Below are 11,926 nucleotides of genomic sequence, written 5' to 3'. Positions count from 1 at the left end.
CGCCCCCTCCCCCGCCTCCCCCCCCCCCACCTCCCCCCCCCCCCCCGCCCCGGGCGGCGGGCGGGGCGGGGGGGGCGCCGCCCCCCCCCCCCCCCCCCCCCCCCCCCCCCCCCCCCCCCCGACGCCGGTCAGTTCAGGATGATCGGCAGCGCGGCCAGATCGTTCTGCGTCAGCACCGGCAGGTTGCCGAGCTCGCTGTCGGGCACGGCCAGGCGCAGCTTCGGGAAGCGGGCGAACAGCGCGGGCAGCGCGATCGCGGCCTCGAGCCGGGACAGGGCGGCGCCGGGGCAGATGTGCGGGCCGTAGCCGAAGGCCAGGTGCCGGTTGGCGGTCGCGCGGGTCACGTCGAAGTCGTCGGCGGTGTCGCCGTGCACGGCGGTGTCGCGGCCGATGGCTCGGTAGGACATCACCACGCCGTCGCCCTTGGCGATCACGGTGTCGCCGACGGTGATGTCCTCGGTGGCGAAGCGCATCAGCAGGTGCGAGACCGGGCCGTCCCAGCGCAGCGACTCCTCGATCACCTGCTTCCAGTCCACATCCCCGGCAAGCACTTTCGCCAGTTGCTCCGGTTCGTTGAGCAGGGCGCGCACGGTGTTGACGATGAGGCTGACGGTGGTCTCGTGCCCGGCGGCGACGAGGGCCTTGATATTGCCGATCGCCTCCTCCTCGGTGAGCGGATCGCCGCCCTCGTCGGCGACGACGAACGCGGAGGTGAGGTCGTCGCCCGGGTTCGCGATCTTCTGGCGCACCTGCTCGGTGAAGTACACGTCGAGCTCACCGATCACGCGCAGGCGCTCGTCCTGCGGGGTCATCACGGAGAAGAACTTCTTGTACCAGTCGAGCAGCTGGGCGTGGTCCTCGCGCGCGACTCCCATCAGGTCGCCGACCACGCGCATCGGCAGCGGGTAGGCGAAGACCTCCTTGAGGTCGACCGGGGTGCCGTCGGCGCCCGCGGCCGCGAGGTCGTCGAGGAGTTCGAGGGTGAGCTGCTCGATCACCGGGCGCAGTTCCTCGAGCCGGCGCGGTGCGAGGGCCTGCGCGGTCTTGAGCCGCAGCCTGCGGTGCTCGACGCCGTCGACGTTGAACATGGAACGGTCGACATCGACCATGCCGATGAGCGGCCACTGGTCGGTGACCACCCCGTCGGTCCACAGCTTCCAGGCGTGGATGTCCTTGACCAGGCGGGTGTCGGTGGTCAGCTGGCGGGCCACGGCGTGGTCGGTGACGGTCCAGGCGGTGACGCCGAGCAGGTCGATCTGGGTGATCGGGCCGTTGGCGCGGAGTCGGGCGGTCTCTCCGTCGAGGTCACCGACCATCGGGTCGATGGAGAAGGGGCATTGCGTACTCACGAAGAACCTCCGACGGGTCTAACTGGTGTGAAACGAACGGGCAGTGCGGTCATGCCCCGAAGGAAAGCCGAAGGTCGCCGGGTGAGTTGGTCGGCGGGGACGGCCAGGTCGACATCGGGGAGCCGGTCGAGCAGCACCTCGATCCCGGTCCTGGCGATGATCTCGGCGATCTGCTGCGCCGGGAACGGGCAGCGGTATTCGCCGTAGCTGAACGCGAAATGGGCGTTGTTGCCGGTCGGCACCGTGTCACCGTCGGTGAACGACTGGCGGATGTGCGGGTCGAGATTGGCGGCGGCCAACCCGAGCAGCAGCATGTCGCCCGCCCGGATGGTCTGGTCGGCCAGACGGGTGTCGCGCGCGGCCCACCGGCCCGCCAGGATGGAGGTCGGGCCCTCTTCCCAGAGGACCTCGCTCATGGCCTGCCCGACGCTGCGCCTGCCGCCGCCGAGCGCGGCCGCGAAACGGTCGTCGACGAGCATCAGCCGCATGGAACTGCCGAGCCAGTCGGCGGTGGTGAGGTGACCCGCGGCGGTGATCGCCATCAGGTCGTTCATGTATTCCTCGTCGGTGAACGGCTCAGGGTCGGCCAGCATGAGCGAGACCAGATCGCCTGCGGGCCTTGCCTTCTTGGTGGCCACCAGGCGCGCCATGTGTTCGGCGAAGCGCACGTGGCCCGCCTGGGCGTCGGCGCCGCCGTCGGCGAGCTGCTTCATCGTCAGCGCGAGGTCGGCGGCGTCGCTGTCGGGCAGGCCGAGGATGCGGCCCAGCGCCAGCACCGGCAGCGGCTCGGCGAACTCGGCGACCAGGTCGGCGGAGCCGCGCCCACAGAACCGGTCGATCAGCCCGTCGGCGAGTTCCTCACAGGCCCGGCGCAATTCGTAGTGATCGACGGCGTCGAGCGCGGGCTCCACCATGGCCAGATGCCTGCGGTGCTCGGCGCCCGCGGTGAAGTAGATCGAGGGCATGGGGCGGCCGACCATCGGCAGCAGCGGCCAGTCCTCGGGTACCCGGCCCCACTGGTTCCACAGCGACACATCGCGCGGGAACAGCAACGGATCGCTGGTCACCTGGTGCAGTTCGCGATAGCCGATGATCAACCAGGCCGGAAAACCGCCGGGTAGCTCCACCGCGACCACCGGCCCGTGGTCGCGACGCATCCTGCGGTAGACCTCGTGCGGCTCGATGTGGAACTCGGGACCGCTCAGCGGCACCGCGCCGGTGATCGGGCAGGCGCCGGTGGGTGTGCTCATCAGACGGTTTCCCCTTGCGGAACAGCGGAATACAGGTGTTCGACCAGCGCGATCAGCACCTGCTTGCTGGATTCGCGCGAGCGCGCGTCACACATCAGCAGCGGCACCGCGGGGTCGAGGTCGAGCGCGTCGCGCACCACCTCGGGCGCGTGCGAGTCACCGAAGTCGTTGCAGGCCACCACGAACGGCGTGCCCTGGTGTTCGAGCCGGTCGATCGCGTACCAGGAGTCGCTGATCCGGCGCTGGTCCACCAGCACGATGGCGCCGAGCGCGCCGATGAACAGGCGATCCCACAGGAACCAGAAACGTTGCTGCCCGGGCGCGCCGAACAGATACAGCACGTGCTCGTCGTCGAGGGTGATCCGGCCGAAGTCGAAAGCCACGGTGGTGGTGGACTTTCCGGGCACCGAGGTGGCGTCGTCGACACCTTCGGAGACATCGGTCATGGTGGCCTCGGTGTCCAGGGGCCTGATCTCGCTCACCGAGCGCACCAGCGTCGTCTTGCCGACCCCGAAACCGCCGATGACCACGATCTTCAACCCGTGCATGGCCGTGCTGTGCAGCGGGGCCAGCGACCGCTCGGGGGCGGTCTCAGAGCTTGCGAAGTCCAACGAGCACCTTCTCGAGGGTGGAGGCATCCAGCGTCATCGCCGCGGACAGCGGCGGACGGATCGTGATCTTGCCCGCGTGCAGCAGGTCGGCCAGCAGCACGGTGGCGACGCCGACCGGCAGCCGCAGCTCGGCCGCCACCTCGACGACCGCCGTCGGCGCCCGGCACATCTCCAGGATCGCGACCTGCTCCGACGACATCCCCGCCGACGGCCCCGACTCGGTGACGATCAGGGTGACCAGGTCGAAGTCCTCGGTGGCCGGGACCCGCCCGCCGGTCAGCGTGTAGAACCGGTCGGGATCGTCGTCGCGGCCGGGCCTGTTCAATTCGGCGCTCCGCGCCTTGGCTGGGCGGACATATGCTCGCCGAGCTGTTCGACCAGTTCGTGCATCGTGTGCCCGACCAGGCCGGCGTCGGCGTCCTCGGCCGCGACCACCGCCAAGTGCGCGCCGCGCCCGGCCTCGACCACGAACAGGATGCCGCCGTAGAACTCGGTCATCGACTGGCGCACACCGCCACGCCCGTCACCGAACTCGACGGAGGCCCCGTGCGACAGGCTCTGGAATCCGGCGGCGATCGCGGCGAGCTGATCGGCGCGATCGACATCGAGTTCCGGTGTGTGGCAGATCTTCAGGCCGTCGCCCGACAGCAGCAGGGCGTGCCGGGTGCGCGGGGTGCGGGCGAGCAGCTTCTCGAGCAGCCAGCCGAGGTTCGTCGAGGCGGTGGTGGTCATCGGTCCTCCATGTGGTCGGGAGCGGGGGCGGCCGCGCGGCCCGGTGCCGACCGCTGGAACGCACCGAGGGCGGCCGGTTTGGCCGGTGCGGTGTCGGCGACCGGCGTGCCGACCAGGCCGTCGGGATGGACTTGGGCCAGGGTGTCGCCCCTGCGTCGTTTGGGCAGCGCGGGCGAGGTGGACACCGTGGGCATGTCGGAGGTCCTGGCGTGTTGCGCGCGCGGGGTCGGTGCGTCGAACTGGCTCAGGGAGTCGAACTGCTCCAGCGTGGTGAGCTGGGGCTCGGTGGGGCGCGGTGCCGGTGCCTGCACCTGGGCGGTGCCGCGGCTGCGGCGTTCGGCGCGGGCGGTGAGCTCGCGCGGGATCACCACGACGACGGCGGTGCCGCCGATCGCCGAGGGCCGATAGGAAACGGTGAGTTCGTGTTTGCGGGCCAGGTGCCCGACGACCGCGAGGCCGAGGCGGGTGCCCGAGAGCGAGGTCAGGTCGGCGCCCTTGCCCTTGTGGTCGCGCCCGCTCACGGCGGCCTCGGCGCGACGCAGCGCCGATTCGCTCATCACCAGGCCGCTGTCCTCGATCGTGATCACCACGCCCGCAGGCACTTCCGCGGCGTACACGTGCACCTCGGTGGTGGGCGGGGAGAAGTTGCAGGCGTTGTCGAGGAGTTCGGCCAGCGCGTGCATGACGCCTTCGGCGGCGTGACCCGCGATGCCGACCTCGGCCACGGCGCGCAGTCGCACCCGCTGATAGCCGGCGACGCGGCCCATCGCGCCACGCAGAATCGATTCCATCGCGATGGGTTTCGCCCAGCGGCGGCCGGTCCGCGCCCCGCTGAGCACCGCGATGCTGTCGGCGAGCCGGCCGGTCTGGGCGGTGCGGTGGTCGATGTGGAGCAGGTCGGTGAGCACGCGCGGGTCGGCGTGCCGGTGTTCCATCTCGCGCAGTTCGGCCAGCATGCTGGTGGTCATGGCCTGGATGCGGCCCGCCGCACCGGCGAAGGCGGCCAGCGCGGCGGCGCCGCGGCGGCCGTTCTCCTGGGCCTCCCACGCGTAGTGGGTGGCGTGCTCCTCGGCCTGCGCGATCCGCTGACTCGCCTCGGCGATGGTCGCGGCCCGCTGTTCCTCAGCGCGCCGGGCGGTTTCCCGCGCGGCTGTGGCCTCGGCCCGCTGCCGCAGCGCGACGAAGATCGCGGGACAGCCGACCAGGGCCAGCGTGAGCGCGGCGGCGAGCACCGGGATGCCGACGGCGGGCGGAGTGAAGAACGCGGTGACGCCCGCGACGGCCGCCACGGCTACGCCGGCCCCCAGTACCACGAAGCTCGCGGTCGCGCCCGTGGCGTCCTCGCCGGTCGCCGCCTGCGCCATCGGCTCGACTTCCGCAGTACTCACAGGCCCCCAACCACCAATCGTCAAACCAAACACGCAGCACGGCAGCCCGTTTCGATATCGATGGGAGCATAACGAGCCCTCGCCACGCCTGCCACTCGAGCGGCGAGGGTTCATCATCTGTTCGTATGCGATTCGTTACCGAATCGGCATCCGCGAAGTGCGCCGACCTGGGGTGATATCCACCGCACACTGCCGAGGGCCGCCCCGGACCGGAGTCGTCGGAGTGCAGCCGATCACGTCCTTCGGCGCGGGCCCATCACTCAGGCCAGGACCGCGGTCGCCTCGACTTCGACCAGGAGATCCGGTTCGCCCAGCGCCGCGACGCCGAGCAGGGTGATCGGTTCGACCGGGTCGACGCCGAGCTTCGCCGCGGCCCTGGCGACCCCCTCGCCGAGGAGCGGGTACTTGTCGGGAGTCCAGTCGACGACGTAGATGGTCAGCTTCGCGACGTCGTCGAAGGAGGCACCGCCGGCCGCCGGCGCCGTGCGCCATGGCGAGGACGAAGAACCCCGCGGTGCGGTCGATGCTCATCGAGCGGGCGGCGCTGATGCTCCGCGAGCGGGAGCCGGTGACGCTGCGGGGGCTCGTCCGCGGCACCGAGGTGTCGACGATGGCGGTCTACACCTACTTCGACGGGATGGACGGCCTGTGGCGAGCTGTCCGGCAGGAGGGGTTCACCCGGCTGGCCGCGCGGCTGGCCGAGGTGCCCGACACCGCCGACGCGATCTTGGAACGACTGGTGCGCGCCGCCGACGCGGCCCGGGTGGCGGGACGGTTCCGCGAGGACGTCGATCCGCTCGAGCTGGCCACACAGAGCTGGACCATCGGGCACGGGTTGGCCGCCCTCGTCGCGACCGGGCCACTGCCACCGGCCGCGCTCGATCACGGAATCCCGTTGCTCACCGCCCTGTTCGTGGCGGCGGGCGACGAGCCGGCTCGGTGCGCGCGGTCGGTGGCGGCCGGCTGGCAGCTCAGTTGAGTTCGGCCATGGCCGCTTTCGTCGCCTCGGCGACGAGTTCGTTCGAGGGGTCGGCGTTCTGGTCCGGCTTGGTGGTGAGGACCGCCAGTACCAGCGGGGCGCGGTTCGGCGGCCAGGCGATGGCGACGTCGAGGGCGGAGCCGTAGGCCGGGGTGCCGGTCTTGTCGCCGACGGTCCAGTCCGCGGGCAACCCGGCCTTGATGCGCTTGGCGCCGGTCCGGCTGTCCTTCAGCCAGGTGGCCAGCTGGGCACGCTCGGGTTCGCGCAGGGCATCACCGAGGACCAGCGCGCGGTAGTCGGCGGCCAGCGCCGCGGCGGTGGTGGTGTCGCGCACGTCGCCGGGGATGGCGGTGTTGAGTTCGGTCTCCCAGCGATCCAGCCGGGAGACGGGGTCGCCCAACCGCCGCAGGAACTCGGTGAAACCCGCTGGGCCTCCGAGCAATCGGAGCAGCATGTTGCCCGCGGTGTTGTCGGACTGCGTGATCGCGGCGTCGCAGAGCGCGGTGACGGTCATCCCGGTGCCGACGTGCTTCTCCGTCTCCGGGGAGTTCGCGACGAGGTCGGCGGCGGTGTAGTGGATGACCTGATCGAAGTAGCCGGTGTCCAGCGGGTGCGCCTGGAGCAGGGCGCCGCAGGCCAAGCCCTTGAACGTCGAGGCCATCGGGAACAGTTCGCCCTCGCGGTAGCCGACGGTGCGGCCGCTGCCGGTATCGATGACCATCAGGCCGAGGCGCGCACCGTATCTCGTCTCCAGGTCGGCGAACGCGGGCGCGGCGGGCGCGGTCGTCGACGTCTCGGGGAGGGTCGTCGGCGTCTCGCTCGAACAGGCGGTGAGGGCGACGGCGGACAACGCCAGGGCCGCGGCGGCCAGGCGCCTGCGCAGGGGGATCACGGAGGAAATCACCGCTGCAGGACATCACCGACGACGGCGGCCGGGCCAATACGCGGCCCCGGCGAGTCCGAGTCGGCATCGATATCGGCGCAGGTCGAGGGCTCGGGAACCACCCTTCGATCGCCCGGTCCACGCAGACCGGGGATCTCACCGCGCGAGCGCTGGTTCAATGACCGGCATGGATCTGCTGCGTCATCTCCGGTTCTTCGTCGCGGTCGCCGACGAGGGCCACTTCGGGCGCGCCGCCGTCGCGCTGGAGATGACGCAACCGCCGCTGTCGCAGGGTCTGCGGCGGCTCGAGCAGTATCTCGAGCTCGAGCTCTTCCACCGCACCAGCCAGGGCGCGCTGCTCACCGCCGCGGGCAAGGAGTTGCTGCCGCGCGCCCGCCTGCTCGTCGACGACGCCGACCGGCTGCGCGCCGAGGCCCAGCGCATCGCCCAGCGCAGCGGGACCGTGCGATTCGCGGCCACCGCGGCCCTGCCCGACCGGCTGGTCACCGCGTGTGTCACCGCGCTGCGGGCGTCGGGGGCCACGGTGTCCACCACGCTCGGCTCGACCGTCGACGCGGTGGCGCAGGTGCGGGCGGGGGTGTGCGATGTGGCGGTCGTCGAGCATCCGGCGCTGGTCGACGGTGTCGAGGCCGGGCCGGTGGTGAAGGTGCCGCGCTGGCTGGTCGTGCCCGCCGCGCATCGCACCACCACCACCGAGCGTCCCACCTTCCCCATGCTGACCGGTCTGCACTTCGCGCATCCGGCGCGCGCGGCCAACCCGCCCGCCTTCGACACGGTGCTCGACCTGCTTCGGGAGCGCGGGCTCGACGCGCCACCACTGCCGGCCCCGGACGACCGCGCCGTGCTGGCCGCCGTCGCCGCGGGGACCTGTTTCGGCCTGACCACCACCCCGCCGACGCCGACGCCCGGCGTCGCGTGGCTGACCCTCGCACCGCAGTCGGTCGCCTTGCGGGTCAGGATCATTCACCGATCCGATGCCGCCGAGCACGCGAGCGCGCTGGACCGGGTGCTGTACCGGGAGCGGCTGCGATGAGCACGGCGGTCGATCGGATCCGGGCGGTCTTCGCCGACGCGGGCTGCACCGGCTGGTTGCACGCGCGCCGCTGCGACGACTCCGGCGACGAGGTGTGCGTCGGCGGGAGCGAGCGCGTGGTCATCGCGTCGGTGTACAAGCTGCTGCTGTTCGTGGCGTTCTGCCGGGAGGTCGCCGGTGGTCGCATCGACCCGAACGCCCGGATCACCGTCGACCCGGCCGAGTGCACGCCGGGCCCGACCGGCCTTGCGGCACTGCATGATCCGGTGACCCTGAGCCGACGCGACCTGGCGACCTCCATGATGACGGTCTCGGACAATGCCGCCGCCGACGTCCTGCTCGGCGAGATCGGCCTGGCCGCGGTGACCGAGCTCGCCGCCGAGGTCGGCCTCACCGAGACCAGGGTGGTCGGCGGCACCGCCGATCAGCACCGCAGTCTGGTCCGCGACACCGATACCCACACCACCGCGGAGGCCTTCGCCGCGCTCGCCGACAACGACGAGGCCTGGACGATCTCGGCCTACGACCCCTCCTACGCCAGCGCCACCACCCCCGAGGAGATGACCCGCTTCCTGCGTCTGCTGTGGACCGGCCGCCTCCTGCCCGCGGAGCACACGGCATTCGCGCGCGCCGTGCTGGGCAAGCAGATCTGGCCGCACCGGATCGCCGCCGCTTTCCCGCACCGAGGCGTGCTCGTCGCGGGCAAGACCGGCACCATCGGGGTGATCCGCAACGAGGTGGCGGTGGTCGCGTTTCCCGGCGAAACCCCGGTCGCTGTCGCCGTTTTCACGCGGGCTGCCCGCGCCGACCCGACGCTGCCGGTGGTCGACGCGGCCATCGGGGAGGCCGCTCGGATCGCCGTCACCGAGCTGCGCCGCCCGCACTGACCCACCCGCAGCGGGCGGCGGTGGTTAGCATCGGTGCTCGTGGGTGGAGATTCTTCCGGTTTCGGCCGGGTGCGTGTGATCGGTTTTCTGGCGGGGGTCCTCGGGTTCGTGCTGGCGGTGGTGGCGCCGTTCCTGCCCGTCCGGCAGGAACGGGTGAGCCTGGATTGGCCGCAGCCGCAGTCGCTGCAACTGAGCGCGCCGCTGGTGGACTACGTGCCGCTCTCGCTCGACCTGAGCGTGCCGTGCACCGCGCTGCGCGACCTCACCGGCGGCACCGTGCTGTCGACCGTGCCGCCGCAGGCGCCGCGCGCCGGGTCGAAGGGCCTGGTCGCCCGCATCGAGGATCGCCCCGACACCGGCCGCACCCTCGCCGTCGTCCTGCGTGATCGGCTGCTGCTGAGCGTGCCGGTCGCCGAACTCGCCGGCGCCGCGGGACCGGGAGCGACACCGTCCGCCGGCCAACCCGGCGGACCCACGAACGGTCCCGGTGGCGCGGCCAACGGAGCGGGAAACGCGGGCGGCGCAAGGGAACAGGGATCGACAACCTGTGTGGCGCTGAATATCACCTCGACGGCGAGTCGAACGACGGCCGAGCTCACCGGGATGGCGCGGGCGGACGGAACGCCGATGCGGACGACCGTCGATGGCGATGTGCGGCCGCAGATCGTCGGCGTCTACACCGAGTTGGATCGGGCGCGGATGGGGGACGCGCGGCTGCACGCCGAGATCGACGCGCGGTTCTCGTCGAGTCCGGGCGGGTGGAAACTCGCGGCGATACTCGGCGCGGTGCTGTGCACCCTGATCGCCCTGACCTGCCTGCACCGCGGCGATATCCGGGACGGGCGACGCGCGCGGCGAGTGCTGCCCGCCCGGTGGTGGCGCCTCACCGGCTCGGACGCGGCCGTCGCGAGCACGCTCGCGGTCTGGCATGTGATCGGGGCGAACAGTTCCGACGACGGCTACATCCTCACCATGGCGCGGGCCTCGCGGGAGGCCGGGTACACGGCCAACTACTACCGGTGGTTCCAGGTCGCGGAGGCGCCGTTCGGCTGGCCCTATGAGGTGCTCGCGCAGATGACGCGCGTCAGCGAGGCGGGCCTGTGGATGCGGCTGCCGGCTCTGCTCGCCGGCCTGGTGTGCTGGTTGGTGCTCAGCCGGGAGGTGTTGCCGCGCTTGGGTTCCCGGGTCGCATCGAGCACGGCGGCCCGGTGGACCGCTGCCCTGGTCTTCCTCTCGCTCTGGCTGCCGTACAACAACGGTTTGCGCCCGGAACCGCTGATCGCGGTCGGCGCCCTGCTCACCTGGTGTTCCATGGAGCGCGCCATCGCCACCCGGCGGCTGCTGCCCGCCGCCGCAGCCGTACTGATCGCCGCGTTCTCCCTCGCCGCCGGACCGACCGGATTGATCTGTGTGGCAGCACTGCTCGCCGGTTCCCGGCCCGTACTCCGCACCATCGCGCGTCGGGTCACGACCGGTTCGGGCCCGGCGTTGCTTCGGTACGGCGCGGTGCTGGCGCCGATCGCCGCCGCGGGCGCCCTCGTCCTGATCGTGGTCTTTGCCGACCAGACGTTCTCGACGGTGCTGGAGGCCACCCGGGTCCGTCAGCTCGTCGGCCCCGACCTGTCCTGGTTCGAGGAACGCACGCGCTGGGATTCGCTGCTGTCGGTGAACCCCGACGGCTCGCTGGCCCGCCGGTTCGGTGTCCTCGCCATGCTCCTGTGCCTGGTGGTCGGGATCCTGACCGCACTGCGCCACGGCGGCCGCGTTCCCGCCACCGCGCGCGGTCCCGTCGCCCGTGTGCTGGCGGTGACCTTCATGGCCCTGCTGCTGATGATGTTCACCCCCACCAAGTGGACCCACCACTTCGGCGTCTACGCCGGACTCGCCGCGGCCCTCGCCGCCGTCACCGCCATGGCGTTGAGCCGCACCGTGATCCGCGCGAATTTCGTTCGCACCCTCTTCGCCGCGGCAGTCCTGTTCCTGTTGGCCATCAGTACGACGGGTTCCAACGGTTACTGGTACGTCTCCGGTTACGGCGTCCCGTGGCCCGACCGCGCCCCCACCCTCGGCGGCATCGAGGTCTCCACCCTGTTCCTCCTCGCGACCGGCCTCACCCTGCTGGTCGCACTGTGGCAGTACTACCGCGGCGCGGCTGTGAGCGGCGCGTCCGATCCGACTGTCACCAGCGGGGCCCATGGTGCCGAAACAACCGCACCGAACACGGAGGTGCCGGAACCCAACCGTCGCGAGTCGTGGCGGACCAAGGTGCCCGTCATCGCGCCACTCACGGTGGCCGCCGCCGCGATGGTGCTGTTCGAGGTGGGATCACTGGCCACCGCCGCGATCTCGCAGTACCCGGCCTATTCCGTCGGACTGTCGAACCTGCGCACCCTCACGGGTGACCGATGCGCGATGGCCGAGGACGTGCTCGTCGAAACCAACACGGCGGATTCCCTGCTCACGCCGTACACGGGCACGGTCGCCGACGGACTCGCCGCGGAGAACACCGGTTTCACCCCGAACGGCGTCGGCAGCCTCGCCCCCGACCCCGGCCCGGGCCAAACCTCGGCTCCCCCATCGGGTTCCACCCCCGCTCCAGGCGGCGCGCCCGCTGGTCCAGGCGGCGGCGCGCCCGCTGGTCCAGGCGGAGCACCACCGAGCGGGCAAGGCGGCGCAAGCGCACCGGCCGGCTCATCCCCCGGCGGATCCGGGACACCCCCGAATGGGCAAGGCGGCAACTCGCCGACCACTCCTGGCACCGCGGCCCCTGGCGGCGCCTCACCGGCTGCCTCC

Annotated in this window: 11 protein-coding genes; 4 read left to right on the top strand and 7 right to left on the bottom strand. The window is 71.7% G+C overall.

The features are described from left to right. Window positions 1-128: 128 nt before the first annotated feature. Genes QH270_RS07930 through QH270_RS07905 form a run of 6 tightly spaced genes read right to left on the bottom strand, consistent with a single transcriptional unit; the run spans window position 129 to window position 5,330 of the window. Window positions 129-1,349, bottom strand: a complete 1,221-nt coding sequence (locus QH270_RS07930) for a cytochrome P450 family protein (RefSeq protein ID WP_280339852.1) — start codon at window positions 1,347-1,349, stop codon at window positions 129-131. Beyond that, complete coding sequence (locus tag QH270_RS07925) at window positions 1,346-2,599, bottom strand: cytochrome P450 (RefSeq protein WP_280339851.1); 1,254 nt, start codon at window positions 2,597-2,599, stop codon at window positions 1,346-1,348. Before QH270_RS07925 ends, QH270_RS07930 begins: the two co-directional genes overlap by 4 nt. Next, window positions 2,599-3,210, bottom strand: coding sequence for a GTP-binding protein (locus QH270_RS07920; RefSeq protein WP_432420316.1), 612 nt, complete (start codon window positions 3,208-3,210; stop codon window positions 2,599-2,601). The genes QH270_RS07925 and QH270_RS07920 overlap by 1 nt, the downstream gene beginning before the upstream one ends. Then, entirely contained in the window at window positions 3,191-3,535 is a 345-nt protein-coding gene (locus tag QH270_RS07915; protein ID WP_280339850.1) for a DUF742 domain-containing protein, read from the bottom strand. Before QH270_RS07915 ends, QH270_RS07920 begins: the two co-directional genes overlap by 20 nt. Further along, window positions 3,532-3,942, bottom strand: coding sequence for a roadblock/LC7 domain-containing protein (locus QH270_RS07910; RefSeq protein WP_280339849.1), 411 nt, complete (start codon window positions 3,940-3,942; stop codon window positions 3,532-3,534). The genes QH270_RS07915 and QH270_RS07910 overlap by 4 nt, the downstream gene beginning before the upstream one ends. Then, a complete protein-coding gene (locus QH270_RS07905) occupies window positions 3,939-5,330 on the bottom strand; it encodes a sensor histidine kinase (RefSeq protein WP_280339848.1) in 1,392 nt (463 codons plus the stop codon). Before QH270_RS07905 ends, QH270_RS07910 begins: the two co-directional genes overlap by 4 nt. A 490-nt stretch (window positions 5,331-5,820) precedes the next feature. On the opposite strand from QH270_RS07905, the gene QH270_RS07900 reads away from it, so the two are divergent. Continuing rightward, entirely contained in the window at window positions 5,821-6,309 is a 489-nt protein-coding gene (locus tag QH270_RS07900) for a TetR/AcrR family transcriptional regulator (RefSeq protein ID WP_280339847.1), read from the top strand. On the opposite strand, the gene bla is transcribed toward QH270_RS07900, so the two are convergent. Continuing rightward, the gene (bla, locus tag QH270_RS07895) at window positions 6,302-7,210 is read right to left on the bottom strand and encodes a class A beta-lactamase (RefSeq protein WP_432420317.1); all 909 of its coding nucleotides are present in this window, start codon (window positions 7,208-7,210) and stop codon (window positions 6,302-6,304) included. The genes QH270_RS07900 and bla overlap by 8 nt on opposite strands. 160 nt (window positions 7,211-7,370) lie before the next feature. On the opposite strand from bla, the gene QH270_RS07890 reads away from it, so the two are divergent. The 3 genes from QH270_RS07890 to QH270_RS07880 form a co-directional block, all read left to right on the top strand. Then, window positions 7,371-8,246 (top strand): LysR family transcriptional regulator, encoded by an 876-nt coding sequence (locus QH270_RS07890; protein WP_280339844.1) that lies wholly within the window; start codon window positions 7,371-7,373, stop codon window positions 8,244-8,246. Next, window positions 8,243-9,133: a class A beta-lactamase-related serine hydrolase gene (locus QH270_RS07885; RefSeq protein ID WP_280339842.1), complete on the top strand. Its 891-nt coding sequence runs from the start codon at window positions 8,243-8,245 to the stop codon at window positions 9,131-9,133. Before QH270_RS07890 ends, QH270_RS07885 begins: the two co-directional genes overlap by 4 nt. 39 nt (window positions 9,134-9,172) lie before the next feature. After that, the coding region (locus QH270_RS07880; RefSeq protein ID WP_280339841.1) for an arabinosyltransferase domain-containing protein at window positions 9,173-11,926 on the top strand (2,754 nt) is incomplete at its 3' end.

The sequence above is a fragment of the Nocardia neocaledoniensis genome, from assembly GCF_029868625.1.
Classification (GTDB): domain Bacteria; phylum Actinomycetota; class Actinomycetes; order Mycobacteriales; family Mycobacteriaceae; genus Nocardia; species Nocardia neocaledoniensis_A.
The sequence above is the reverse complement of the archived record's forward strand: the minus strand, read 5'-3'. Positions and strand labels throughout refer to the sequence as shown.